This window comes from Streptomyces anandii JCM 4720, assembly GCF_014650655.1.
Lineage (GTDB): Bacteria > Actinomycetota > Actinomycetes > Streptomycetales > Streptomycetaceae > Streptomyces > Streptomyces anandii.
In genome coordinates this window covers 162,866-188,407 of sequence record NZ_BMVJ01000004.1, presented here as the reverse complement: position 1 = coordinate 188,407, position 25,542 = coordinate 162,866, and the positions used below count along the sequence as shown (strand labels likewise).

The window sequence follows — 25,542 nt, the reverse complement described above, 5'->3', positions numbered from 1 at the left end:
AACCTGGGCGCCTGGCTCACCACCGTGACCGGCCGTATCTGCCTCGACCTGCTGCGCACGCGCACCTCCCGCCGTGAGGACCCCCTCGACGACACCTTCGTGCCCGATCCCGTCGTCCGGCCGCTGACCCGGACCGACCCGGAGCAGGAGGCGGTGGAGGCCGACTCGCTGGGCCTGGCCCTGCTGGTCGTCCTGGAACAGCTCGCGCCGGACGAGCGGCTGGCGTTCGTGCTGCACGACCTGTTCGCCGTGCCCTTCGACGACATCGCGCCGATCCTGGAGCGCACGTCCGCGGCCACCAGGCAGCTCACCAGCCGCGCCCGGCGCCGCGTCCAGGGCGCCACCCCCTCGGCCGAGACCGACCTCGCCCGGCAGAGGCAGGTGCTCGAAGCCTTCCTCGCCGCCTCACGGGCCGGCGACTTCGAGGCGCTGGTGGCCGTCCTCCACCCCGACGTGGTGCTGCGCGTCGACGCGGGCGCCCTGGTCCGCGGCGCGGCCGTCTCCAAGGTGGTCCACGGCGCCCGGACGGTGGCCGCCCAGGCGCTCACCTTCTCCCGGTACGCCGCCTCCGCACGGCTCGTCCTGGTCAACGGCACGATCGGCGTGGCCAACGCCCCCGAGGGCGGGCCCCGGTCGGTCATGGCCGTCACCGTCGCGAACGGCAGGATCACCCACATGTACATCCTGGCCGACCCCGCCCGCCTCGAACGCCTGGGGTGAGGGCGACACGTCCTGGGTGTGCGCCGTGGGTCAGTAGGCTGGTGTCATGCCTGATCAGACAGTGGGGCGGTCCGAGTTGTCCGAGCTGCGCGGGGACTGTGCGCGTTGCTTCGGGCTGTGCTGTGTGGCCCTGCCCTTCGCCGCCTCGTCGGACTTCGCGCTGGACAAGCCCGCGGGGAAGCCGTGCCCGAACCTCCGAGGCGACCACCGGTGCGGCATCCACGCGCGGCTGCGGCAGGAGGGCTTCACCGGCTGCACGGTCTACGACTGCTTCGGTGCCGGGCAGAAGGTCTCCCAGGTCACCTTCGCCGGCCGTGACTGGCGCGAGGCGTCCGGGGACGGGGCCCGGCGGATGTCCGAGGTGTTCCCGGTCGTGCGCCAACTGCACGAACTGCTCTGGTACTTGACCGAGGCGCTCACGCTGCCCGCCGCCCGGCCCATCCGTTCCGGCCTGCGCGAGGCCCTGGAGCGCACCGAGCGGCTCACTCTCGGCACGCCGGAGGAGCTCGCCGCGCTCGACGTCGGCGCGCACCGGCAGGAGGTCAATGTGCTGCTCCTGCGCACCAGCGAGCTGGTCCGCGCACAGGTGCCCGGCGGCAGGAACGGCAAGCGCGCCCGGAAGGACCGGCGGGGGGCGGATCTGATCGGGGCCCGGCTCAGGGGCGCCGACCTGCGCGGGGCCTCGCTGCGCGGCGCCTGTCTGATCGCGGCCGACCTGACGGGCGCCGATCTGCGTGAGGCGGATCTGATAGGCGCCGATCTGCGTGACACGGATCTGACGGACGCCGATCTGACCGGCGCGTTCTTCCTGACCCAGCCGCAGGTCAACGCGGCCCGGGGCAGTGCCGGCACCCGGCTGCCGGGGTCAGTCACCCGTCCGGTGCACTGGACAGCCCAGGGCTGAGTCCTCCGCGCCGGGGGCCGGGGACGCCCCTTCCTCCGGCGCGGGCGGCGGTGCCGCGGCCGTGCGCCGCTCGGGCCGCAGGTACAGGCCCTCCGGCATCAGGGTCAGCCGTTCGGTGACCTTCAGCCGGTAGTCGGGATCGGGGCGCAGTTCGTAGCGGCGCAGCAGCAGGCCGAGGACCAGCGTCGCCTCGTGCAGCGCGAACTGGCGGCCGATGCACGCCCGCGCCCCCGTGCCGAACGGTTTGAAGACGTGCGGCGGGCGCGCCCGCACGGCCCGCGCGTCGAACCGGTCCGGGTCGAAGCGCTCCGTGTCCGGCCCCCACGCCTCGGGGTCCCGGTGCAGCATCGGCGTCAGCACCAGCGTCCAGGCGCCCCGGCGCATCGGGTGCTCCCCGCCCAGCACCGTGTCCCGCACCGCCTCGCGGGCGAAGGCGGGCGCGGTGGGCCACAGCCGCAGCGACTCGTCGAGCACCCGGCGCACGTACCGCAGCTTGGCCACCTGCTCGTACGCGGGCGCATTCGTGCCGCCCCACACCCGGTCCACCTCGGCGCGGGCGCGGGCCGCGACCTCCGGGTGGCGGGCGAGGTAGTACAGGGCGAAGGACAGGGCGCCGGAGGTGGTCTCGTGGCCCGCGACCAGGAAGGTGATCACCTGACGGCGCACGTTCTCGGGTGACAGCCGCTCGCCGGTCTCCGGGTGGGCCACCTCCAGCATCCGGTCGAGCAGGTCCCCGCTCCCGCTCCCGCTTGCCGTGCGCCGGGCGCGCACCAGGTCGTCGACGGTGCTGTTGAGGTGGGCGATGTCGGCCGCGTTGCGACGGCTCGCCCCGCGCAGCAGGTACGGGGCGAGCGGCGCGGGCACGGTGTTGAGCCGCTGCGCGTAGCCGAGGGTGCCGACCATCGCGGTCACGAACGGGTGCGGGCGGGCGCGTTCGAAGGAGCCGAAGTCGTGTCCGAAGCCGGTGCGGGCGATGGTCTCCAGGGTCAGCTTGGTCATGTCGCCGGGCACGTCCACGGTGTGCCCGGCGGCCGCCGCCCGGTCCCAGTGACCGGTGAGCCGCGCGGCCACGTCGAGCATCATCGTGTGGTACCCGGCCATCGCCTCGCGGCTGAACCCGGGGGCCAGCACGTCGTGCGCCAGCTGCCAGTTGGGCTCGTGGTTGTACGCGGTGAACAGCCCGTCCCCGGCGACCGGGCGCAGATTGGCGACCCCGAGGCCCACGTGCTTGGCGAAGCGGGTCTCGTCCGCCAGATCGGCGGCGAGCCGCGCGCCCCACACGAACACGAACTCCTTGCCGAACGCCCTGCGCCGGAAGATCGGCCCGAGTGCGCGGGCGTGGCGCATCGAGTCCTGCACGGGCGTGCGCCGGTTCGCGCCGAGCACGTCGCCGAGGAGGGGGATCCGGTGCGGCGGATGCGGGATGCGGTGCAGTTCGGGCCAGCCCCGCTCCGCGCCGCGGAAGCCCCTCGGCAGTTCCGACCCCGTCGTCGTCTGCGCCATGACGCGATCTCCCGAACGTGTTGTACGTGGGTTCAACAACGCGCTTCAGTCTGGTCCCGTTGTTGAACCCCCGTCAAGTAAAGTGCGGGCATGGCCGCGAACGACGGGGAGCAGCGCACGCGCCGCCGGCTGAGCACGGCCGAGCGCCGGGAGCAGCTTCTGTCGGTGGGTGCGCGGCTTTTCTCGGAGAGCCCGTACGACGACGTGTGGATCGAGCAGGTCGCGGAGATCGCCGGAGTCTCGCGCGGGCTGCTCTACCACTACTTCCCGACCAAGCGGGACTTCTTCGCCGCGGTCGTGGAGCGCGAGAGCGAGCGCATGCTGCGGATGACCGCGGCGGTACCCGGAGTGCCCGTGCGCGAGCAGCTGACGGCCGGTCTGGACACCTATCTGGAGTACGTGCGGACGCACGCGCACGGCTACCGCGCCTTCCACCGCGCCGACGCGGCGGGCGACCAGGCCGTGCGCCGGGTCTACCGGCGGGCCCTGGCCGCGCAGGAGCGGCAGATCCTGGCCGCCCTGGCCGCGGACCCCGAGTTCGGCGCGCTCGCCGGGCAGCGGGCCGACACCGAGCTGGCCGTCCGCGGCTGGCTGGCCTTCACCACGGCCGTCTGCCTGGAGTGGCTGCGCGGCGACCCGGGCCTGACGCGGGAACAGGTGAGCGATCTGTGCGCCCGCGCGCTGCTCGGTGTCCTGACCTCCTGAACGGCCTTCATCGGCCCGTTCGATCCCCGTACCGCCGGGGTGTGGTTGGCGCGCATCCCGATCTCCGATAAGTTAGGCAAGGCTTACCTAAGGAGGTTCGGGATGGGTGACACCTGGACGGCAGCGCCCTCGGCGGCCCAGCGGGCGCGGTCGGTGCTCGCCGCCGCGTGGTCCTGCGCGGTGACCGCGCAGGGCGCGCGCGAGGAGTTCGTGGGCGCGCACACCGTGGCCGGGGACGGCAGGGTGCGGCTGCGCCTGCCCGGGGACAGCGCCCTGCGCACGGCAGCGGTCCGCGACCCGCGCGGGGAGCCGTCCGCCGTGCTGGAGTTCGCCGACGTGGCGCCGGTCCCGGTGCGCCGGCGCGTCCGCGCCCGGCTGTGGCTGGCCGGACGGTTGGCCGCCGGGGGCGAGGAGCTGGTCCTGCACCCCACCCGCGTGGTGCTGCGCCAGACCTGCGGCGCGGTCGTCGTCGGCATCGAGGAGTACGCCTCGGCCGCTCCCGACCCGCTGGCCCTCGCCGAGGCCCACCTGCTCACCCACCTCGCCGACGCCCATCCCGACGCGGTCGAGCGGCTCACCCGGCTCGTCGGCCCCGACACCCTGCACGGCGCGGTCCGCGTCCGCCCGCTCGCCGTCGACCGCCACGGCCTGACCCTGCGCGTCGAACGGGCCCGCACCCACGGCGACGTACGCCTGGCCTTCCACGTGCCCGCCGACGACATCGGCGCGCTCCCGGAGCGCGTGCACGCGCTGCTCGCCCGGGCGAGCGCCCGCGTCTGCCCGCGCGCCCTACAGCGGCAGCGCACAGACCGCGACGGGTGAGGCGAACGGCTCACCCGCGGGCGTCAGCTCCCCGCTCGCGCGGTCCACGTGGAAGACGCTGACCGAACCCGACTTCTGGTCGGCCGCGAACAGCAGCCCGCCGTCCGGCGAGTAGGCGATCTGCCGGGGGAAGTCGCCCCCGGCCGGAACCGTGCCCAGCAGCCTGAGCCGGGCCCCGCCCGACTCGACGGCGTAGCGCGCGATGCTGTTGTCGCCCCGGTTGGCGAGATGGGCGAAGGAGCCGTCGGCCGTGACCAGGATCTGCGCCGGATAGTTCCTGCCGCCGCCCGGGCGCGAACCCGTGGACTGCGGATCGCCGATGGTCAGCCGGCCGGTCTCCGGGTCGTAGCCGCAGACCGTCACGGTGTCGTCGACCTCGTTGGCGAGGTAGGCGTGACGGCCGCCGGGATGGAAGGTGAGGTGGCGCGGTCCGGCCCCGGGGCGGGTGTGCGCCTGCGACACCTCGCTGAGCCGGCCCGTGCGGGTGTCCAGGCGGTAGGTGTAGACGGTGTCGGTGCCGAGGTCGACCGCGAGGACGTGACCGCCGTCCGGGCCGGTGACGAACTGGTGCGCGTGCGGCCCGTCCTGGCCCGGGCCCGGCGGCGGGCTGGTGTGGGTCACCAGGCCGGCGCGTTCGCCGAGGGCGCCCGAGCGGTCGATCGGGTGCACGGCCACGCTGCCGGAGGTGTAGTTGGCGCTGAGCAGCCAGCGCCCGGTGGGGTGCACGGACAGATGACAGGGGCCCGCCCCGCCCGTGCTCCGGGTGCCCAGGACCCGGCGGTCCGCGAGGCGTACGGCGGTCACGCCCCCGTCCTGGCGCTCGTCGACGGCGTACAGCGTGCGGCCGTCCGGGTGCACGGCGAGGTACGAGGGGTCGGGCACGCCGGTGAGCGTGCCCCGGCCGGTGATCGCGCCCGTCACCGGGTCGTACTCCGCGAGGCCGATGCCCGTACCGCCGTTCTCGACGGAGGTGTAGGTGCCGATGCAGAGCGGCCGGGGGCCGGACGGCTTCTGCGGTGTGCCACCCGTGCCGTCGGCCGCCCCCGGGCTCGGCTCCGGATCCGCCTCGGGATCCGGAAAAGCCGCCGGGCCGTGCGTGCCGGCGGCCGTGGCGGGGGTGCGGCGGGGCGCCGCCGGCGCCGGTACGGCCGCCACCGCGGCGGCGCCCGTCAGCGCGCCCACGAACCGGCGCCTGCTCCAGCCCTGCCCGCGCCCACCGCTGCCCATGCCCGCACCTCAGGTCGTCGACTGCCCCCCGGTCCCCGGCCACCTTGGCGTGGACCCGGCCCGCAGTGCAAGTACGGCAACCCGCGTTGCGGATGCCGCAATGGGCCCCCGCGGCGCCGAGGACCGGAGACCTACCAGTTCCCGTCCTCCACCGGCTTGCCCGGCGCGTCCTTGAGGGGCTGAACCTGATGCGGGGAAGGCGCCTGCCACGGGTCGTGGTCGTCGCCGAGCCAGTCGCCGACCGGCTTCACCTGCGTCAGCGTGTCGGACGGAGCCAGGTCCTCGGCGCCCTCGTCGTAGTAGTCGTACCAGGGCAGCCCCGCGCGGGTGTACGCGGCGCGGTCCACGGGGGAGGGCGGGGCGGCCTCGCCGGTGATGCGGCGCCACTCCGGGGGCGTCACCAGGTGCACGAACACCCGCCCGGCGGGCTCCTCGGCCCAGTCGCTCAGCGGCCGGTCGTCCTGGTACACCTCCTGGCGCATGGAGCCGCCGACGCCCAGGCCCATGGCGGCGGCCCGGGGACGGCCGCCAGGGGCCGGCGGACCACCCGCGACCGGCGCGGCACCGGGAGCGGCCGGGGCGGCACCGGGAGCGGCCGGGGCGGCGCCGGGCGCGGGCGGCGCCGCCATCGGGAAGGCCGCGCCCATGCTCTTGACCGACCTGGTCGTGCGCTGCCGCTCCCGCTCCCGCTCGCGCCAGCTCGCCAGCTCCCCGGGGCGCAGCGGGAAGGCCTGCAACTGCACACCGCCCCACACCTCCTCGCCCGTGACCTGGCCCTCGACCGTCGCGCCGAGTCCCAGCGGCACGGCCACGAACTGGCGGACCGTGCCCCGGCCGGAGTTGATGCCGTCGAGCCAGGGCTGGCGCGGCAGCACCACGTAGTTCTGCGGGCCGCGGGCCAGCCGGCCGGTCCACGGCCTGCCCGACACCGCGCACACCTTGCCCACTCCGACCTGCAGCGCGGCCGGCTCGCTGGTGCCCGCGAAGCTCAGCCACATGGCCTCGCGCAGATACACCGGCAGCATCACCCCGCCACGGGCGCGCATCTGCTCGGGCACCGTGTCCCCGTAGTCCGCCACCCGGCGCACCGGGAACTCGCCGAGCCCCGGCGGCAGCGGGTGGGTGCCCGTCTCCGGCAGCCGCAGGGTGCGCACGAACCGCACCGCCACACCGCCCGGCAGCCGCAGAGTGTTCCCGTCGATCCGGACCCTCGTGTCGGTCATGCGCCCGCTCCCCTCCGTCGTTCCACGCGCCCCGGAGGGGCGACGCGACCCCCGCCCGACGGCACCGGCCACCGGACGCGCACCCGGTGACCCCTACAGAGAACGCCGGGCGGGGTCCCGCTGGTTCCGGCGCGATCCGACCGGCGCTCCGAGCCGGTCCCCGATGCGCGTCAGCCGGGGCCGCCTCTCGCGCTGCTCGCGCGTGTGCCGGTCGAGCTCCTCCATCAGCCGCTGCGAGCGGTGCTCGGTGTCCATCTCGTCGAGGATGCGGTTGACCTCGGTCAGCACCGCGCCGTGCAGCTGCCAGTTGCTCACGTCCTGCTGCACCTCCTCCAGCAGGAGCTGCGCCAGCTTGTCGCGGGTCGCCCCGGCCTGCCGCAGCTCGGCGGCCAGCCGGTCCTCGGCCGACTCCGCGCTCACGCTGACGTCCGTGGTCACCAGCACCGCGTAGCTGACCACCGCGTCGGAGATCTCGCACAGCAACTGCTGCACCAGCTCGCCGGTCTGCCTGGAGAACAGCGGCTCCGGTTCCCGCTCCTTGGTCAGGTCGGTGAAGGTGCGCGCGAGCACGCGCAGGACCACCGTGCAGATCTCCAGGGTGTCCAGGCCGGTGCGCAGCACCACCCGGTGCAGCAGTCCCTCGCGCACCCGCGGATTGAGCCGCAGGCTGTCCTCGGCCTGCCGCAGCGCCGCGTCCACGTCGGCGATGTCGTGGTCCAGACGGCGCGCCTCGTGCAGCCGCGCGGCCGCCCGCTCCACCGGGATGCCGCCGGTCACCTCGTCGCCCATGTGCAGCATCAGCTGCCGCATCCGGCGCGCCAGTCCGTCGATCGACTCGCCCGCCTGCTCGGTCCACACCGGGGGAGCCAGGAGGAGGTTGCAGGCCAGGCCGACCACCGCGCCGATCAGCGTCTCCACGATCCGCGCCCAGGCGGTGCTGCCGACGGTGGTGACGCCGAGGACCAGCATCGCGCTGATCGCCACCTCGGCCACGAACTCGTCCACCCGCACGAGGTGACCGACGCCGAGGCCGGCCAGGATGACCAGGGCGAGGCTCCACCAGGTGAGCCCCACCAGCAGCGAGAAGGCGATGGCGACGATCACCCCCGCGACCACAGCGTTGACCCGGCGGACGCTGGTCTTCAGGGTCGCGAAGAGGGTGACCTGGACGACGAGCAGGGCGGTCAGGGGCGCGGTCAGCGGGGCGGGCTCCGGGCTCAGCCACTTGGCGATCACATAGGCGATCGTGGCCGCGACCGTGGACCGCAGCGCCTGTACGACCACCGGGTCCCGGTGCCGCCGCACCAGTGCCGCCAGGGACGACGGCCATTCACGTACATCTTGCATCTCTTGCGCTGTTCCCCGTTCGCAGACGCATCGAACGTGGACACGCGGCGCTTCAGACGTACAGCTTGTCCAGGAAGGCCGCCAGGTTGCCCGTGACGCGGGCGATCTGCTCCTTGAGCGTGAGGCTCTCCTCGAAGCGGGCGCCGCCGTCCGGGACCTTCCGGCCGCGCACGTACAGCGAGCAGGCGAGGTCGGTGCACATGTACAGGCCGACCGAGTTGCCCTCGCGGCCCGCCGCACCCGCCTTGCGGGCGGTCATCAGCGAGACCCCGCCCCCCGGGTGCGTGGTCAGGCAGAGCGAGCACAGGCTGCGGTGCAGGAAGCCTCGCTGCGAGGAGGGGAAGCGCAGGGCCACGCCCACCGGCCGGTCCTCCCGCTCGGTGACCAGATAGCTGCGGTCGGGCGCGCCGGGATCGCGCCAGCCGAGGAAGTCGAGGTCGTCCCAGGGGCGTTCGCCCAGGTCACGGGGTACGGGTAGGCGCTTGGCCTCGCCCTTGGAGCAGTTGACGAACGCGGCGCGGATGTCCTGCTCGGTCAGCGCTTTCATGGGGGAGCCTCCTCGGGATCCGGGCCACGGAAAACCTACGGCCTTTAGTTTCGGGCCTAGGGTAGACAGGCTTCGGACGGCCTTCCAGCGGATTTCGGGACCGCGGCCGTGCGGACCGAGAGGGTTACGGCTTAATTTATTGCGTGCACTAAGGGCTCCGAGAAGTCGCGCGGAGGCCGCTTCCGACGGTATGTTGCGGCTCGGGCAGGGTGGGAGAGTTCGGACTAGGGAGCCACATGACGGGGCGGAACGGGCGCACGGTGCGCGATCTCAGGCGGGGCAACCGCGCGGCCGTGCTGCAGCGGCTGTACTTCGACGGCCCCCTCAGCCGCTTCGAGCTCGGCCCGGCCACCGGCCTGAGCTCCGGCTCCGTCAGCAACGTCGTCGCCGACCTCCTCGCCGACGGACTGGTCGAGGAAGCCGGCTCCGTCGACTCCGACGGCGGCCGACCGCGCACCCTGCTGCGCGTCAACCCCGGCAGCGGCCACATGATCGGCGTGGACGTCGGTGAGACCCGGGTGCGCGTGGAGCTGTTCGACCTCACCCTCACCGAACTCGCCCGCACCGACCGGCCGCTCACCGCGCAGGGCTACGACGTCGACGTCATCACCGGCCACATCAGGGACGGCATCGCCGAGGTGCTCGCCGCCGCCGGACCCGCCCCCGAGCGGCTGCTCGGCGTCGGCATCGGTGTCCCCGGCATCGTCGAGCGCACCCCGGACCGCGGGGCCGTGGTGCACGGGCAGACCATCGGCTGGGACGACGTACCCCTGGAGTCCCTGCTGCGCTCCGGCTCCCAGCTGCCCGCCGGGGTGCCGTACTTCATCGACAACGGCGCGCGCACCCTCGGCCAGGCCGAGATGTGGTTCGGCGCCGGGCGCGGAGCGGGCAACGCGATCGTGGTCCTCTTCGGCTCGGGCGTCGGCGCCTGCCTGGTCACCCCCGAGGTGGAGCGCGGCCGGGCGGTCGAGTGGGGGCATCTGACGGTACGGGTGCGGGGCCGCCGCTGCCGGTGCGGCGCGCTCGGCTGCCTGGAGGCGTACGCCGGGGCGGAGTCCCTGCTGGCCCGCTGGCGCGAGGAGGGCGGCCGCCCGCCCGAGGACACCGACGAGGAGACCGCGCTCACCGCGATGCTCGCCGCCGCGTATCCCACGGACGGCGAGGCCCCCGACCCGGTGGCGCTCGGCGTGCTGGAGGAGACCGCCGAGTACCTGGGCGCCGGCCTGTCCGACCTGATCAACCTCTTCCAGCCCGAGCGCATCCTCATCGGCGGCTGGGCCGGCCTGCAGCTCGGTGCACGCTTCCTGCCCGCGGTGCGCCGCCACGCCGCCGCGTACGCGCTGCGCCACCCGGCCGAGAAGGTCACCATCGACCTGGGCCGCCTCGGCCCGGACGCGGTCACCGTCGGCGCGGCGATCCTCCCGCTCGCCGACTTCTTCGGCCGCGGCGGCCGGCCCGTGGACCCCGCTCCGCGCGCCCAGTCGCCCGCCTGGCGGGCGGCCCTGGCGGAGCGCAGGTCCTGAGCAGGTCTTATGTGAGCCGACGGTCACCCACGCGGTGGCGGCCTCCCAGGCGGGCTGACAACGGAAGGAAACCGGCCGAGATCTTTCAGAAACGTTCGTTCGGTGCGGGGATCGATTGTTCCGTCCAGATGGTCTTGCCGGTGGGGGTGTAGCGGGTGCCCCAGCGCTGGGTCATCTGGGCGGTCAGGAACAGGCCGCGTCCACCCTCGTCGTCGTCGGCGGCGTGGCGTAGGTGGGGAGAGGTGTGGCCGCCGTCGGCGACCTCGCAGATGAGGGCTCGGTCGCGGATGAGGCGTACGTGGATGGGGCCGCTGGCGTAGCGGATGGCGTTGGTTGCCAGTTCGCTGACTATGAGTTCGGTGGTGAAAACCAGTTCTTCGAGGTCCCACTGGGTGAGTTGTGATCGGACGAAGGCCCGGGCGTCCTGGACTGCTTCGAATCGGGTGGGTAGCTCTAGTACGGCGATGCGGTCGGTGCCGAGGGCTTGGGTGCGTACGAGGAGGAGGGCCGCGTCGTCTACGGGGGGGGCTGGCCAGGAGATTGCTGAGTGCTTGGTCGCACAGTTCCTCGAGTGGGCGGTGGTGCTCGGTGAGGATCTTGGTGAGCCGGTCGAGGCCGGCTTCGATGTCCCGTTCCGGGGTTTCCAGGAGTCCGTCGGTGTAGAGGGCGAGGAGGCTGCCTTCGGGGAGGTCGAATTCCTGGGATTCGAACGGCAGGCCGCCGAGGCCCAGTGGGGGGCCTGCTGGAAGGCCGGGGAGACAGACGCCTTGGGATGGGTCGACGACGATGAGCGGTGGGTGTCCAGCACGGGCGACGCAGCACCGCCGGGATACCGGGTCGTAAACTGCATAGAGGCAGGACACGCCCAGCGTGTCAGTGTCTCCGGTGTTCTCTCGTAGCCGAGTGCGGTCGGCCTGTTCGACTTGATCGTCCAAGCGGGCCAGGAGTTCGTCCGGTGGAAGGTCGAGTTGCGCCAGGGCTCGTACTGTGGAGCGTAGCCATCCCATGGTGGCGGCGGCGCGCAGCCCGTGGCCGACGACGTCGCCAACGACCAGTCCGACGCGTGTGCTGGACAGCGGGATCACATCGAACCAGTCACCGCCTACGCCGATCCGACTGTCGGCCGGTAGGTAGCGGTACGCCACTTCGACGGCGGTCAGTGCGGGCACGTGGCCAGGAAGCAGGCTGCGCTGGAGGGTGAGGGCGGCAGTGCGCTCACGGGTGTAGCGGCGGGCGTTGTCGAAGCAGGTGGCGGTGCGAGCGGCGAGCTCGCCTGCGAGTTCGAACTCTGCGGTGTCGAAGGGCTCGCGGTCCGGGCCGCGGATCAAGGTGACCAGCCCCATGGTCGCTCCCCTCGCGCGCAGGGGTACGAACAGCTTCACCTCGTCCCCGGGAATGCCCTCGCCCGTCCTGTCACGCTGCACAGTGCAGTGGCCACGGGTCAGGCTGTCAGCCTGCGGGGAGCCGGGCACGTAGTCGACCACGGGCCCGCCGATGGCTGAAGGCGCCGCCCCGACCGGTGCTTCAACACGCACAAGCCGCCAGCCGTTGGCCCCGGCGGTACCTGGCTCCGTGCCGTTCAGAGTGGATTCCATCACGTCGACCAGGACGGCATCGGCGAATTCAGGCGTACAGACCCTGGCCAGCTCACAAGCGCTCTCGACCACCCCCTGGGCACCACCGATACGCGCCCCGGCGCGCGCCAGCATGGCCAGTTGCCGACAGACCCGCTGAGCCTGCGTGTGCAAGGCGCTTCGCTGAGCGATCACGGCCGAGATCAGTAGCGCGGTCAGCGCCACGGAACCGTTGACAGCCTGGAGGACGGCCATATCGCTGGACAGGTTGGGACCGCCGAACAGACCCTGCCCGACACCGATGGTGACAGCGACGGAAACCAGCAGCGCGCACAACGCAGCCCCCGCCAGTTGGAAGCGGAAGGCCGCCCAGCACACGAGCGGGAACGCGAGCACCAGCAGAACCGAGGACACCGTGCTGGACAACAGGCCTGCGCAGAGTACGCCCGCCAGCAGCGCCACGAATTCCGCCACCCGGAGGACAGGAATCCTCTCGCGCCACCGGATTCTGCTCATCCCCAACAACAGCGGCGTGATCAGCAGCACACCCATGGCATCGCCGGCCCACCACACAAACCATGTGCGCCACCAATCACTCGCCGGAATCACACCGAAGGCCAAATCGGTAGTGGTACCTACCGTCGAGCTGATCAGCATGGAGACCAGTGCACCCAGGAAGACCAGGGCCAGACCATCCCGCAGCCGGTCCAGCGCGATGCGGAATCCCGCCCGCCTCAGCAACAAGTACGCGCAAAGCGCAGCAGTGACACTGCCCAGCGGAAGCAGCGTGGCCGCGGGCAGCAGCGGTAGTCCGTCCCGCGTGTACACATGGGCCAGGACCATGCCAAGAACCACCCCCGGAAGCCCGCGCTTCCCAAGCAGTAGCAAAGCTGCCAGCTCGACACCAGGCGGTGGCCAGATCGGTGTGACCCCTCCCGGTGTCAACTGAGCCAGCACCCCTATCTTTGCCCCCGCGTAGCAAGCAACGGCTACAATGAGTGTCCAGGCGACTACCGTGCCACCACGTTGCGACCCCCTTGCAGGGGCCGACCGTGTCGTTCGCACAGGGCCGCCTCCTCCACGGAGAGGACACTCGCCAGCCCATCTCGACGGCGTGAGGGTCAGCAGTGACGAAGCCTTCGGGTCCGATATGTGCATTTTAGCTACTAGGCATAGGGTCATGGCCGCCGCGGGTGTTCGGGGCCTCCGCGTTCGACCGTGTGGTCATCGCCCCCTTGCCGCCCTGCCTCCAGGTCACCGAGGTGCTGCGACTGTTGCAGGTCTCCATGCCAGGCGTTGGAGCTGGCTGCCGCCAGCGGGGACTTCGGAGATCAGGAGGAGAACTGTTGGTGGAGAGCAGGAAGGAGAGCAGCGAGGTGGGCCATCTCCTGGGCGCAGTGGATCAGGAGGGCGGTGGCGTCCGCGGCTGTCATGGAGGCGGCCCGTAGGACGGGGGAGGGCGGTGGGTGCGCCAGGGCCCTGATCCGGGTGCGGGGTGCGACGTGTCTGCCGCCGATCCAAAAGCGCGAGCGCATTTCTGCTCCGTCGCCGGTGCGGCGGATGTGATGCAGAAGGTATCCCACGTCGAGCGGGTAGTTCGACAGCCCGACGCGAGCGCAGATCGCCGTTGCCTCCCGCGGGTCGGCCAGCCTGGTCTCGTCCATGCCCAAGGCGGAAGGGGGCAAGAAGTTGATCGCGGCGCGAATCAGACGTGAGCCGAGGTATTCGTCGACGTAGGAGGTGCGCCCCACGTATGCCCGGGGCCCGGTGTGCAGGTCAGCGTCGGCCCATTGCGCGAAGACGTGTGCCCGCGGATGCCAGAGTTTGTATTTTCGGGTGTCGTCGCCGTGCCAGGAGAACCACCAGTCCCACATCCGTGGCGTGACCTCCGGCATGGGCGTGTGCACTGCCACCCGCATCGAGCCGTCGGGCAGGAGTGCGTAGCCGGTTTCGGTCGGTTCCCATTCGGCCTCGAGAAGCGAGCCGGCGTCCTCCAGTACGGTCAGCATGGGCCCGGCCTGCGGACCTGCGTTGAGCGCCTCGATCACGTGCGCCGCAAGGGACGCCATTTCGGGCTCGAAGTACGAAGCGAAGGGCGCATGGGTGTCACTGCCGTGATAGCCGAGGTACCGGGTGGCATGTCGCTGCTGCAGGTGCCGGGGAGTCATGCGCGGCCCATCCAGGAGTGGAAGCGGTTGTCGGGGTCGTAGACCGCCCGGGCCTGGTCAAGGCGGTGCATCGCGGTGTCGGTGGCGAAGCGTGCCGGGCGTTGGCCGAGGTTCTCGTCGGCGAGCTGAATACCCGAGGCGTGGGACGCCATGGCTGCCATGTGGGACGGCGCCCAGTCGGCGTAGCGGCCGTCGTCCGCAGCGTCGGACCATACGCCGTAGAGGGCGATATAGGTGCTGTCTTCCAGCGAATAGGCCATGTCCTGGCGCAGCGGTGAAGGCCCCCAGTTGAGCCACAGGGCATGCGAGGGAGCCGGCGGCAGGGTGTCGGCGATGCGTTTCAGGCCCGGCAGGAGGTCTTCGACCGGGGCCGAGGTCCACATGTTGTCGGTGGCGTACCGGTGCTGGTCCGGATAGGCGTGCATGACGGCGTCGTACCAGTCGGACAATCGGGCCGGCGCATAGGGCACGGCGAGAAGCGCCCGGTCGCGGACGGGGCAGGTTTCCAGCGGGGCCAGCGCGGCGCGGGCCTCCTTCTCGGAGTCGGCGAACACAGGTGAGGCGATAACGATGGCGGGTCGGTGGATGTCGAGGGCTGTGAAGCTCGGCGACATCAAAATTGGCACCTCGACCCTGCGGTCGACATCCGGGCCGATGGCGTGTGCCCATCGGTAGACGTCTTCCAGGAGTTCGATCGGGTATGCGTAGAGGCTGAATCCGCAGACCGCGGGTTGCTCGTAGACTCGCACGTGGAAGCGGGTGACGACTCCGAAGAAGCCAGGCCCTGCGCCGCGAGCGGCCCAGTAGAGTTCGGGGCTGTTCTCGGGGTCGGCGTGCACGATCGCGCCGTCGGCGGTGACAACGTCGATCCCCAGGACGCTCTCGCAGGCCGGTCCGAGTGCGCGGCTGTTCCAGCCGTAGCCTCCTTGCAGCAGGTAGCCACCCACGGCTACGCCCCTGCAGTGCCCAGCCGGGAAGAACAGATCCTCCGCGGCAAGGGACGCGCACATTTCGTCGCCCTTTCTGCCCGGCCCCACGGTGGCGGTCATCGACACGCGGTCGACTTCCAGCGGGTCAAGCCTGGAGACGTCGAGTAGAAGGCCGCCGTCGCGCACGTGGTTCGCCGCCCAACTGTGCCCTCCGGAGCACACACCTATGCGCATGCCGTGGGCCGCGGCATGGCGTACGGCCGCCTGCACGTCCGCCTCCGAGGCAGCCTGCACAACGAGGTCGGGATAGCGGTCAGGGACACGGGCGTTCCAGACCGTGGCCCGTCGGGCCTCCTCGTATCCGGGCCTGCCCCGTTCGAGCCACCTTCCGGTCGAATCCACCGGCCACCTCCTCTCTGATCCATGATACGGATCATCCAATCTGGATAGTGGGTCGGCACTATAGTGCGGGCATGTCATCACCACCAGAAGCCGGCCGGACCGGCATCCAGGTCATCCGCCGTGCCGTGCGGATTCTCAACGCGGTCGGTGCCCGCAACGGAGCCATGCGGCTTGCCGAGCTGGACGACGAAGTCCAACTGGCCAAGACCACGACCCATCGCATCGTCAGCGCACTCGCCGAGGAGAGGCTCTTGAGGATCGATCCCGATGGCCGGGTGTGGCTCGGGAGCGCTCTGTGCGCTCTGGCTGGCGCGGCGGCCTCGGGACTGGTCGAGCAGCTGCGGCCCGTGCTCCTGGAACTGCGCCGACAGGTCGACGAGACCGTTGACCTGTCGGTGCTGGAAGGCGACACCGTCCGGTTCGTCGACCAGGTGCAGAGCACCCAGGTCCTGCGGGTGGTATCTGCGGTCGGCGCCGCCTTCCCGCTGCACTGCACCGCCAACGGTAAGGCTTTTCTTGCGGCCCTTCCCCGGGAGGCGGTCGACCGACAGCTCGTTCGGGCGATGGAGCGGTTCACCCCCGCCACGATCACGTCCCCGCCCGACCTGCTCGAGGAGTTGGCGGGCATCCGCACAACAGGCGTTGCATTCGATCGCGAAGAGCACACTCTCGGCATCGCCGCGGTCGGCGCCGTCGTGACGCGCGACGGCGCCCCGGTCGCCGCCATCTCCATACCGGTTCCCGCCGAGCGTTTCGCCGCACGCGAGGATCAACTCGTGCGCCATCTGCGGGCAGCGTGTGAGGCTGCCTCCACGTGAGGGCCGCGGCGGTGGCCGGTGTTCGGTCTGAGCGCGACCAGTGCGCTGCCCAGACCTGCGGTGCAGTGACGGTTCTCGCCGCGCACCTCCGGGCCGGTGGGGGCGCACCGCAACTGAACCCAGTCCTCGAACGCGTCCGGGTGGCCCGGCGAGGTGAGGGGTGCCCTCGCACCCGGCCCGGCCACGTCAGCGCGGGCAAGGCGTACTGGTCCCGCAGCCACCTGCGCAGACGCACACCATCGCCGAACCGAAGGACCAGAGGGCCAACCGCCGACGCCGGGGCATCAGGGGCGGTCGGCCCGTAGGGTTCGACAAGGAGTTGTACAAGCGCCGCAACGAGGTCGAGCGGACGATCAACCGGCTGAACCCTTCCGTGCCGAGGCCAACCGCTACGACAAACGCACCTGCGTCTTCCATGGCGCCGTCACCCTCGCAGCCATCCGTCTCTGGCTCCGCCGGACAGGCCTTGAAGGCACGCCGAGTTGAAGCGCTCGTCACCTGACCCTGGGCAACATGATCTTCGAAGAACCGCACGTACTGTTGGTGTAGCAAACGTTCAACTCGAAGTAGGTGCCGCTGACCCCGTTCCAGTGCCCGTGCCCGCGCCAGGAGACTGTCCGGTCGCGCGGGTTGAACCTCAAGAACTGAGGGAGAGGGGGGCCGTCGGGCGACACCCCATCATGTGCTGCCCTCAAGCTGTCGTAAAGCGGTGCGTAGGTCCACTGCCTGACCGATCCGCACCCGTCGGGGGTGAGCACCTTGGAGCCGTCCTTGCTGCACCACTGGATACCGTAGTCGCCGGCAACGCGAACGTCCTCGTCGACGTCGCCCTGCGCGCTTTCCGCGTAGAGTGCCGCAGTCACCTTGGCGGACTTGCCGGGCGGGATGCTGACCGGCTGCGAGGGCAGCGTGTAGGTGCGGCTGTCGGTGGTGGTGGTGGAATTCGTGTTTTTGGACATCCATTCCTGTGTGCTCTCGAACGAGATCGTGCCCGAGACCTGCGCCTTGAACGGCCAACTGATTCCCGCAGAGATCGAGGCGGAAGTGCCCTCCTTGAGGCTCCACGCGAAACCGTCCTCGTGGGAGACCGTGACGGCATCCGCGTGCGTCGTCGAATAGGACTGTGTCAGGAACGTCTGGGGGGATGACGTGTTGTTCGAAAGCACGCTGGTCTGGGCGAAGATCGGTGAGTGAAGCGGATTGTGTACGATGTTGCTGGTGGTGTACTTGGCTGACTTCACGACCAGTTGGGACGTGTCCTCGTCGAAGACCTTCATCGACTGGAACCGCGGGAGCGGGTGGTAGGCGGGGAAATTGTCGCTGACCAGCCTTTCCCAGTCGAGGACCTGCGGAACGTTGCTCGTGGCAGACGCGGTGCTCTGCGAGGAGACCACCAGGGAAAGCGAGAGAGCCCCGGTGGCCAGGCAGATCAGTCTGCCCCTTCTGCTTGTTCGCGACATGGGGAGAACCTCATTCCTTCGGAGGCGGACGGGCGGGTTCCCAGCCGCCGTCGGTGAGTGGGATTCTTCTCCGCGTCGAACGGTCCGGCAGCGTGAGAACTACGTAAGTGCTACGTAGGCTCCGGGGCTGGCCGGAAATCCGAGCGGGCGAGTCGAGGCGTGACGATGTCCCGGGTGCGGATGGCCTCAATGGCGGGCACGGCCGGTTCTGGCAGGCCTGGTTCCAGCGGCGCGCGGCGGCTCGGTCTGGATGGTCCGCTCTGGGATCGCTCGCTGCCGCTTCCGCTGTCGTCGGCCGCAAGTCCGGCAGGGCGACCCGGGTGCGCCCTGGTCGCCATTGATCGCCGTGGGAGAGGACGCTGGTGATCTCGAACGGCGACTTCCTGGGAACGCGTTGCGGCGCCCTCCAGCACGGCCGCAGTGCCGGCGCGACTCCAGCTCCAGGTGCTCGTCGCGGCGGCCTGGAGGGTGGCCGCGGCGGGCAGCCGGGCTTACCGCCGAAGCCTTCCTGGCCGCCGCCGGTTCGGTGAAGAGAATGAACAGGAGTTGGCCGTTGCGGGCAGCGGTGGCACGGGCTGATCGGCGATCGTCGGCACGCCCACAGCCCCTCGGAGGCCAGCTTCACCGGAGCGCCCAGGGCCTGGGGCGAACGTGTCTGCCGCCGCGCATTCCGTCCAGGGACCGGGCGGGCGCCGATGGAGCGGCGGCTGGCCCGCTCGCCGTTCCCTCAGCCGAGCGCCAGCTCAGCCTTTGGAGTGTGGTCGCCAGAACTCCGCCGCCGTCGTGCGGAACCCGATGACCAGCAGCACCCGCAGAGCAAGGCGACGCCCCGCGCCTTGCCTGCCATCGCTGACATCGCCGAGCCACTGGAGCAACGCGACCGTGCCGACGCCGACGGGCTGCGACTCCACCCCCCCGGTACAGGCGCGACAGACCGGCGCTTCGACGAAGCTCTGCCGGTCGGAGCGACGTGCGAGGTCACCCACCCACGGCAGCTTCCGCCCGTCCAGGCCGGTACGCGAACTCCGCATGATCTCAACGGACAGGTCTCCCCATCATCCGTGGAGAGTTCTCCCGTTCACACATCCTGGTCAGAGCTGACCGAGCAGGTCCATGGCGATGACAAGCGTCGAGTTGGCGGGAATCGTTGCGTAGGAGGCGTCCTTGAAAGCCAACTCCGGGGGGATGACGAGGATGATTCTGCTCCCCACCTTCTTTCCCCTGAGGCCCTCGGCGAACCCCGGAATGGTGCGCCCGACTGCGAGTGCCTGAAGGTTGCCGCGGCCGTAGAAGTCGCTGATCTGCTTACCGCTCTTCCAGACCAGGGTCTTATACGCGACGATGGCGATACCGGCCTTCCTCAGCCCCTCACCGCGGCCTTCGATCACGTAACGGGAGACCAGTTTTCGCGGGGCGCTACCCTTGGGCACCGAGATGTGGGGAGCATGGCCATCCATGTTGGTACTCACGGTTGGAATTCCGTTCGCGGCACTGACGATGCTTCCGCTGGGGGCCGTCAGAGGTGTCACGGTGTTCATGATATCGATCACCACCATCATGACGGTTCCGTCCGGAATCATGGCCGGAGGCCCGCCAGGACCGAAGGCGAGCCGGGAGGGGGCGATGATCTCGACCCGGCTTCCCGCGCGTTTTCCGAGGAGGGCTTTCTGCCATGCCGGAGGAGCCTCTTCGGATCCGACCTGGAAGGAGACGGGGCTGTCCGTGTCATAACTGTTGTCCATCGAGCCCGTAGCGCCCCACGCCTGCTGAAGGTACTGCACCCTGACGAAATCCCCGTTCGTCACCTCACGTCCGTGGCCCTGTGACAGAGTCTTCACCGACATCTTCGTGGGGGCGGGGGAATCCACCTTGCCGAACACTGGCTTCTGTGAAAATCCCTGTCCCTGGATCAGCGGCGGCATCGCTGTTCCCTCGGCTGCTGGGCGCCCGCTGCAGGAAGCGGTGGAGGCACACAGGACCGACACGACGGCAAGCGTCAGGCGAAGTGAACGCATCATGATCTCCTCAACCCCTCGGGGTTCCCGAACCAGTTGCCTCGTTGGTCGTCATCCAGCGGATGTGCTGCACGGCCAGGTACGGCAGCCTCATGTTCGCGGGCGCTCGAAACAACCGGACAATCACCTACAGCGCTACGGAGACGGTGTTCTACGTAGTGCGAAGAGGCCACTACGTACTCGATCCGTACCTGCGCCGCCACGCTATGCTCGGCGCCACCCGCAGGCGGAGACGCGGTCAAGTGCCCAGAGAGCGCGCCTGCCCTGGTCCACTGCCCGAAGCCTGCTGCCGTGGATTTCTTCGGGCCTTGCTATGGGGAGGACCCTGACGGATGTCGAACGACCTCACCAGTTTCGTCGGCCGAAGACACGAGATCGTCAAAGTGCGTCGACTGGTCCTGGCATCGCGCCTGCTGACGCTTACCGGACCCGGAGGGGTGGGCAAGACACGTCTCGCCCTGCGCGTGGCGGAGTCCGTGGGGCGGTCCTTGCGGGACGGCATTCGGTTCGTCGAACTGGCGGAGGTGCGCGACGCCTCCCTGGTCGCGCACACCATCGGGACGGAACTCGGCCTTCATGACCGGTCTCCGCAGGCCACGATGGACACGATCACGAAGCACCTGGCAGAACGCGAGATGCTGATCATCCTGGACAACTGCGAGCATCTGGCCAAGGATTGCGCACTGTTCGCGGCTGCCCTCCTCCGGGCATGTCCCAGGGTCCGGATCCTCGCCACCAGCCGACAACCGCTCCATGTCTACGGCGAAACGACCTTCCAGGTTCCTCCGTTGACGGTCCCCTCAGTCGGCCTCCGCCCCCACACCGCTGGCACGCTCGTGCAGTACGAATCGATCCGTCTGTTCGTGGACCGTGCCAGGGCAGTACTTCCTGACTTCACGCTGGGCGACCAGGAGGCGCCCGCAATGGCCCGGATATGCCGCCGTCTCGACGGCGTCCCGCTGGCGATCGAGCTTGCTGCGGTGTGTCTGCGCTCCCTTTCTCTGAGCCAGATCGAGGAACGTTTGTCCGCCCGTTTCAGCCTCCCGGCGGCCGCCCCCAGAGGGGCCCCTGCGCGGCAGAGAACGTTGCGCGCGCTCATCGACTGGAGCTACGACCTCTGCTCCGAGACCGAGAAGCAGGTCTGGGCCTGCGCATCCGTCTTCTACGGCAGCCTCACACTGGCCGCCGTGGAACACGTCGGCAGCACAGCCGGGGTCCCGCGCGAGGACATCCCGGACATCGTCCGTTCGCTGGTGGAGAAGTCCGTCCTGCTCAGGGAAGAGCACGACGGTGTCGTCTTCTTCCGGATGCTGGAGACGATCCGGGAGTACGGATATGAGCAACTGGTGATGACAGGTGCCGACGTCCTGGTGCGGCGCAGTCACCGGGACTGGTATGCGGGACTTGTCGACCGGTTCGCCGAGCAATGGATCGGACCCGACCAGGAAAGGTGGATCACAGAGCTGCGGCGGGAACACGGCAACCTGCGCGCAGCCCTCGATTTCTGCCTGAGCCAACCCGGTGAGGCCGCTGTCGCGCTGCGAATGACCACCAGGATTGACGACTACTGGGGCATCCGCGGTATCCACTCGGAGGCCCGCCACTGGCTCGAGCTGGCATTGAGCGCATCCGGCGAACCCACTTGTGAACGCGCCTCGGCCCTGCGCCTGAGCGCGTTGATCGCGCTGTTGCAGGGAGACCTGGCCGCGTGCCACACCCTGCTGGCCGAGTCGACCGATCTCGTCGAACTGCAGCAATTCACGACGGAAGGCGCCTACCTGCTGCTCGTCCGCGGACTGGTGGCGCTGATCGCGGGTGACTTCGCCGGTGCGGCCGACCACTTGAGCGACGCGAGAGCCAGAACCCGGTCCCAAGGCGATGCCCGTGGAGAACTGTTCGCCCTTTCCATGCACGGCCTCGCCGTGGCAGCCGGCGGTCATTCCTCACAAGGACGAGATCTCCTCGACGAATGCCTTGGGCTTGCCTCACAGCACGGCGATCAGCACTGGCGCTCCTGGGCACTGTCCTGCGTGTCCCTGATCGAGGTGCGGCGTGATCCGAAGGCCGCGGAGGCCGCCGGCAGGGAGGCCTTGCGCATACAGCGCACTCTGGGCACCAGGTTCTGGACCGCCTTCGTCATCGAAGTTCTCGCCTGGGCAAGCGAGCAGCGGGGACGCAACTCCCGAGCAGCCGCACTGTTTGGTGCCGCAGCCGTTGTGTGGGAGGAGGTAGGTGCTTCACCGGACTTCTACCCGCCCATAGGCGCCGCGCACCGTCGGCACGCAGCCTCGGCACGCTCCGCTCTGGGAGAGGACGGCTACCTGACAGCTTTTCGGCGCGGACGCCGACTACACCTTCACGACGCCATCGACTTCGCTGTGGGGACGGAAAGGCTGCGATCCCGACCGGCACGTCCCGAACATGAGGCAGCCCTCGCGTTGACCGCACGGGAACGACAGGTCGCCGAACTGATCGCCGACGGACTGACCAACCGGGCCATCGCGTCGAGGCTTCTCATCGCCACGCGCACGGCCGAGACCCACGTCGACCACATCCTCACCAAGCTCCAGTTCACCTCCAGGTCTCAGATAGCGTCCTGGTTCACCGCTCAGCAGTCGCTGCGGTCTCCGGTCCCCAATGCCTGCGCGGATGACCGTGACGAGCCGGTGTGAGGGACGACAACGAGAAGGGTCGTCCTTCCGGGAGTCGTTTCCGCTCTCGGCTGGTGGGAGACGGTTCTGCACATCCCCGTGCTGCGCCGGAGAGCAAGAGTTCTGTCGGTCTTGGCCCAGTCGCTCGCTGGACTCGATGCCTTTGCGCGGACTTCTTCGTCTGCTCGCCCTACAAGTTCCTCGGCGCGGCCGCCGTGGACTTCCTCGCCGGCATGGACCCGCGGGCCACCGGCACCCGGCGCGAGCGGCTGCTCGCCTCCTTCGCCTCGCTCGAGCACCACGAGGACGCGTTGCGCCGCCGCATCGAGGAGGGCCTGGCCGCGCTGCCCGGCATCACCGTGCGCTCCCGCGCGGCCCGGCGCACCCCCACCCTGCTGCTGACCTTCGAGGGCCGGGACGCCACCGACGCCTACCGGCACCTCGCCGGACGCGAGGTGGCCGCGCCCGCCGGCTCCTTCTACGCCCTGGAGGCCTCCCGTCACCTCGGCCTCGGCGACACCGGCGGGCTGCGCGTGGGACTCGCCCCGTACAACGACGAACAGGACGTCGACCGTCTCCTGGAGGGGCTGGCGGACTTCCCGCTCACGGCGCCCTGAGCCGTACCGGCCGGATCAGGGCTTGCGGGCCACGCCGCCGTGGATGTCCGTGGGCTCGGGTGCGGTCCCCGGCCCGGGACGCCACAACGGGCAGGAGACGAGGCCGGGTTCGAGCAGTTCCAGACCCTCGTAGTAGGCGGCGAGCTGCTCCGGGCTGCGCAGCACGTAGGGCACGGCTCCGGTGTCGTCGTAGCCCTGCTGGGCCTCCTTGAGCGCCTGGTCGGTGTCGGTGCTGTCGTAGTGCACGAAGCAGCTGCCGGAGGGCAGGGCCGCCTGGAGGCGGCGGACGATCGACTTCGCCTCCTCGTAGTCCTGGATGTGGCCGAGGATGCCCATGAGCATCAGCGCCAGCGGCTGCCCGAAGTCAAGTACCTTGCCCGCCCGTTCGAGGATCCTCTCGGGTTCGTGCAGGTCCGCGTCGATGTACTCGGTGACGCCCTCGGGCGTGCTGGTGAGCAGGGCCTGCGCGTGACGCAGCACCAGCGGGTCGTTGTCGACGTAGACGACGCGCGCCCCGGGGGCGATGCGCTGGGCCACTTGATGGGTGTTGTCGTACGTCGGCAGTCCGGTGCCGATGTCGAGGAACTGGCGGATGCCGAGGTCGCCGGCCACGAACGTCACCGCGCGGATCAGGTACTGCCGGGAGGCGCGGGCCATCGTCTCGATGGTGGGCGCGTGTTCCCGGTAGGCGTCGCCCGCGATCCGGTCGACCTCGTAGTTGTCCTTGCCGCCCATCCAGTAGTTCCAGATGCGTGCCGAGTGCGGCACCGTGGTGTCGATCTTCGACAGTGCGTCCTGGTCGGGAGTGGGCCGGCCTTCGGTCATGGGGGGTCTCCTGCCGTGCGTCACGCGGTGTGTGTCCAACGTAGCGCCAACGCCCTTGCCCGCGGCGCGAGTTCGCGGATCGATGCGGCTCAGTCGACCAGGAAGTCGGCGAGGCCGGCCTTCGCGCCCTCCAGGAAGGTGACCATCTCCTCGCGGGTGTAGACCAGGGCGGGTCCTTCGGGGTCCGTGGACTGGCGGAAGGCGACCCGTCCGTCGGGCAGCCGCTTGGCCTCCACGCAGGAGCCGCCGTTGGTGCCGCTCCATGGCTTGTGCCAGCCCTCGGCGCCCAGTTCGCCGGCCGGCATGCCGCTGCGGACGAGGCCCGTGGATTCCGCGCGTTCGGCGCGTTCCGTGGATCCGGTGAATTCCGACATGATCACAACTCCTTACGCAGCTCGCCCAGGATCTCCCTGGTCCGTGCGACCGGCTCCGCCTGAACGGACATCCGGTCCAGTACTTCGAGGTAGGCGACGACGTCCTCCGGACGGTCGTAGTAGACCGAGCCCGCCAGGTTCTCGGTGTAGACGATGTCGGGCAGCTCGGAGAATCCGAAGCGGAAGTGGTGGAAGGGGCCGTAGGCGCCCGGGTGGGCCCCCACGGAGAAGCGCATGACCTGGATGCGGACCTTCGGCATCGAGCAGACCTCGGCCAGCCGGTCGATCTGCGCCCGCATCACCCCGGCCCCGCCGACGGGACGGCGCAGCACCGTCTCGTCCACGATGGCCCACACCGCCGGCGCGTCCGGCTTGGCCAGCAGGTCCTGGCGCCTGAGGCGCAGGTCCACGCGGCGGGCGATCTCCTCCTCCGACTCGTTGGGGAAGCCGACGCGCATCAGCGCGGTGGCGTAGTCGTACGTCTGCAACAGGCCCGGTACGTAGTGCGGTTCGTACAGGCGGATGACACTGGCCTCGCTCTCCAGGCTGACGTAGGCACGGAACCACTCGGGCAGCACATCGCGGAACTTGTACCACCAGCCGGGCCGGTTGGCCTCCCGTGCCAGGGCGAGGAAGTCGTCGATCTCCGCCGCCGCGACGCCGTAGGCGCGCAGCAGCTCCCTGACGTACGGGATGCGCAGGCCGACCTCGGCCTTCTCGATGCGGCGGACCGTCAGCGGCGTGACCTCGATGGCCCGTGCCGCCTCCTCGAAGGACACGCCGGCCTGCTCCCGCAGTTGTCGCAGGCGCTTGCCGAGGACCATCCGCAGGACGGTGGGCGCGCTGCCGCCGGAGCGGTTCTCCCTCACGTCCTACCTCCCGGGGCGGGCCGTCACAGCGTGCAGTGTGCCACGCTGTCGCGGGACAAGGACAGGGTGATGCGGGGCGTTCTGAAATTATCAGAACGCAGGTTGCGAGCCGAGTGTGTCCGACATCATAGTGATCCGAGGAGCTGCCGCCGGGTCCGCCCCGCAGGGGCCAACTGCACGCGGCAGAACCGGAACTGACGTTCCGTCAGGTGTGGCCCGCGCCGCCGGCCGCACACCACCGCGAGGCGAGACCTGGATGGCCACCGTGACCGACGGACAGTCGAGAAGTCCGGACAGCGTGCGGGAGTTCACGCTCGGG

The 25,542-nt window shown here is 70.3% G+C and carries 21 protein-coding genes and 3 pseudogenes; 9 read left to right on the top strand and 15 right to left on the bottom strand.

The window, feature by feature from the left end; all coding sequences use genetic code 11:
- The coding region (locus tag IE249_RS09545; protein ID WP_229857930.1) for a sigma factor-like helix-turn-helix DNA-binding protein at positions 1–720 on the top strand (720 nt) is incomplete at its 5' end.
- Between the two features lie 46 nt (positions 721–766).
- On the top strand, positions 767–1,624 hold the full coding sequence (locus tag IE249_RS09540) for a pentapeptide repeat-containing protein (protein ID WP_189704338.1): 858 nt from the start codon (positions 767–769) through the stop codon (positions 1,622–1,624).
- Here the strand turns inward: IE249_RS09540 and IE249_RS09535 are convergent.
- Positions 1,586–3,127, bottom strand: a complete 1,542-nt coding sequence (locus tag IE249_RS09535; RefSeq protein ID WP_189704337.1) for a cytochrome P450 — start codon at positions 3,125–3,127, stop codon at positions 1,586–1,588. The two genes, IE249_RS09540 and IE249_RS09535, sit on opposite strands and share 39 nt — an antisense overlap.
- A 90-nt stretch (positions 3,128–3,217) precedes the next feature.
- On the opposite strand from IE249_RS09535, the gene IE249_RS09530 reads away from it, so the two are divergent.
- Both IE249_RS09530 and IE249_RS09525 read left to right on the top strand, forming a co-directional pair.
- A complete protein-coding gene (locus IE249_RS09530; protein ID WP_189704336.1) occupies positions 3,218–3,832 on the top strand; it encodes a TetR/AcrR family transcriptional regulator in 615 nt (204 codons plus the stop codon).
- A gap of 102 nt (positions 3,833–3,934) precedes the next feature.
- Positions 3,935–4,654, top strand: coding sequence for a DUF2470 domain-containing protein (locus tag IE249_RS09525; protein ID WP_189704335.1), 720 nt, complete (start codon positions 3,935–3,937; stop codon positions 4,652–4,654).
- On the opposite strand, the gene IE249_RS09520 is transcribed toward IE249_RS09525, so the two are convergent.
- The 4 genes from IE249_RS09520 to IE249_RS09505 all read right to left on the bottom strand — a co-directional run bounded on the left by IE249_RS09520 (position 4,622) and on the right by IE249_RS09505 (position 8,998).
- Complete coding sequence (locus IE249_RS09520) at positions 4,622–5,881, bottom strand: lactonase family protein (RefSeq protein WP_189704334.1); 1,260 nt, start codon at positions 5,879–5,881, stop codon at positions 4,622–4,624. The genes IE249_RS09525 and IE249_RS09520 overlap by 33 nt on opposite strands.
- Before the next feature lie 131 nt (positions 5,882–6,012).
- Positions 6,013–7,104 (bottom strand): hypothetical protein, encoded by a 1,092-nt coding sequence (locus IE249_RS09515; protein ID WP_189704333.1) that lies wholly within the window; start codon positions 7,102–7,104, stop codon positions 6,013–6,015.
- A 93-nt stretch (positions 7,105–7,197) separates the two neighbouring features.
- Positions 7,198–8,451, bottom strand: a complete 1,254-nt coding sequence (locus IE249_RS09510; protein WP_189704332.1) for an FUSC family protein — start codon at positions 8,449–8,451, stop codon at positions 7,198–7,200.
- A 52-nt stretch (positions 8,452–8,503) separates the two neighbouring features.
- Positions 8,504–8,998 carry an FBP domain-containing protein gene (locus IE249_RS09505; RefSeq protein ID WP_189704331.1) on the bottom strand — a complete coding sequence of 165 codons (495 nt, stop codon included), beginning with the start codon at positions 8,996–8,998 and terminating at the stop codon, positions 8,504–8,506.
- Positions 8,999–9,234: 236 nt separating this feature from the next.
- Here IE249_RS09505 and IE249_RS09500 point away from each other — a divergent pair, with 236 nt between their 5' ends.
- Positions 9,235–10,521 carry an ROK family transcriptional regulator gene (locus tag IE249_RS09500; protein WP_189704330.1) on the top strand — a complete coding sequence of 429 codons (1,287 nt, stop codon included), beginning with the start codon at positions 9,235–9,237 and terminating at the stop codon, positions 10,519–10,521.
- An 85-nt stretch (positions 10,522–10,606) separates the two neighbouring features.
- Here IE249_RS09500 and IE249_RS39830 read toward each other — a convergent pair whose 3' ends face one another.
- The 4 genes and pseudogenes from IE249_RS39830 to IE249_RS09485 all read right to left on the bottom strand — a co-directional run bounded on the left by IE249_RS39830 (position 10,607) and on the right by IE249_RS09485 (position 15,594).
- Complete coding sequence (locus tag IE249_RS39830; RefSeq protein WP_308434326.1) at positions 10,607–10,987, bottom strand: ATP-binding protein; 381 nt, start codon at positions 10,985–10,987, stop codon at positions 10,607–10,609.
- A 124-nt stretch (positions 10,988–11,111) separates the two neighbouring features.
- Positions 11,112–13,253: pseudogene (locus IE249_RS39825) on the bottom strand (SpoIIE family protein phosphatase); the annotation flags it as partial.
- 173 nt (positions 13,254–13,426) lie between these two features.
- Positions 13,427–14,263: a DAPG hydrolase family protein gene (locus IE249_RS09490; protein WP_189704329.1), complete on the bottom strand. Its 837-nt coding sequence runs from the start codon at positions 14,261–14,263 to the stop codon at positions 13,427–13,429.
- On the bottom strand, positions 14,260–15,594 hold the full coding sequence (locus tag IE249_RS09485) for an FAD-binding oxidoreductase (RefSeq protein WP_229857927.1): 1,335 nt from the start codon (positions 15,592–15,594) through the stop codon (positions 14,260–14,262). Before IE249_RS09485 ends, IE249_RS09490 begins: the two co-directional genes overlap by 4 nt.
- Positions 15,595–15,665: 71 nt before the next feature.
- Here IE249_RS09485 and IE249_RS09480 point away from each other — a divergent pair, with 71 nt between their 5' ends.
- The gene (locus IE249_RS09480; protein ID WP_189704327.1) at positions 15,666–16,412 is read left to right on the top strand and encodes an IclR family transcriptional regulator; all 747 of its coding nucleotides are present in this window, start codon (positions 15,666–15,668) and stop codon (positions 16,410–16,412) included.
- An 88-nt stretch (positions 16,413–16,500) separates the two neighbouring features.
- Positions 16,501–16,898, top strand: a pseudogene (locus IE249_RS09475) (transposase family protein); the annotation flags it as partial.
- 8 nt (positions 16,899–16,906) lie between these two features.
- Here IE249_RS09475 and IE249_RS09470 read toward each other — a convergent pair.
- From IE249_RS09470 to IE249_RS09460, 3 genes are all read right to left on the bottom strand, one after another.
- Positions 16,907–17,872 (bottom strand): ETX/MTX2 family pore-forming toxin, encoded by a 966-nt coding sequence (locus IE249_RS09470; protein ID WP_229857926.1) that lies wholly within the window; start codon positions 17,870–17,872, stop codon positions 16,907–16,909.
- A 743-nt stretch (positions 17,873–18,615) separates the two neighbouring features.
- On the bottom strand, positions 18,616–18,858 hold the full coding sequence (locus IE249_RS09465; RefSeq protein WP_189704325.1) for a hypothetical protein: 243 nt from the start codon (positions 18,856–18,858) through the stop codon (positions 18,616–18,618).
- A gap of 105 nt (positions 18,859–18,963) precedes the next feature.
- A complete protein-coding gene (locus tag IE249_RS09460; RefSeq protein ID WP_189704324.1) occupies positions 18,964–19,794 on the bottom strand; it encodes an FKBP-type peptidyl-prolyl cis-trans isomerase in 831 nt (276 codons plus the stop codon).
- 425 nt (positions 19,795–20,219) lie between these two features.
- Between IE249_RS09460 and IE249_RS09455 the strand changes: the two genes are divergently transcribed.
- On the top strand, positions 20,220–22,559 hold the full coding sequence (locus tag IE249_RS09455) for an ATP-binding protein (RefSeq protein WP_189704323.1): 2,340 nt from the start codon (positions 20,220–20,222) through the stop codon (positions 22,557–22,559).
- A gap of 140 nt (positions 22,560–22,699) precedes the next feature.
- Positions 22,700–23,155 (top strand): annotated as a pseudogene (locus tag IE249_RS09450) (aminotransferase class V-fold PLP-dependent enzyme); the annotation flags it as partial.
- Positions 23,156–23,170: 15 nt separating this feature from the next.
- Here the strand turns inward: IE249_RS09450 and IE249_RS09445 are convergent.
- The 3 genes from IE249_RS09445 to IE249_RS09435 all read right to left on the bottom strand — a co-directional run bounded on the left by IE249_RS09445 (position 23,171) and on the right by IE249_RS09435 (position 25,223).
- Positions 23,171–23,980: an SAM-dependent methyltransferase gene (locus IE249_RS09445; RefSeq protein WP_189704322.1), complete on the bottom strand. Its 810-nt coding sequence runs from the start codon at positions 23,978–23,980 to the stop codon at positions 23,171–23,173.
- Positions 23,981–24,069: 89 nt separating this feature from the next.
- Positions 24,070–24,354 carry a DUF397 domain-containing protein gene (locus tag IE249_RS09440; protein WP_189704321.1) on the bottom strand — a complete coding sequence of 95 codons (285 nt, stop codon included), beginning with the start codon at positions 24,352–24,354 and terminating at the stop codon, positions 24,070–24,072.
- 2 nt (positions 24,355–24,356) lie between these two features.
- A complete protein-coding gene (locus IE249_RS09435) occupies positions 24,357–25,223 on the bottom strand; it encodes a Sco1979 family transcriptional regulator (protein WP_506366475.1) in 867 nt (288 codons plus the stop codon).
- Positions 25,224–25,542 lie beyond the last annotated feature (319 nt).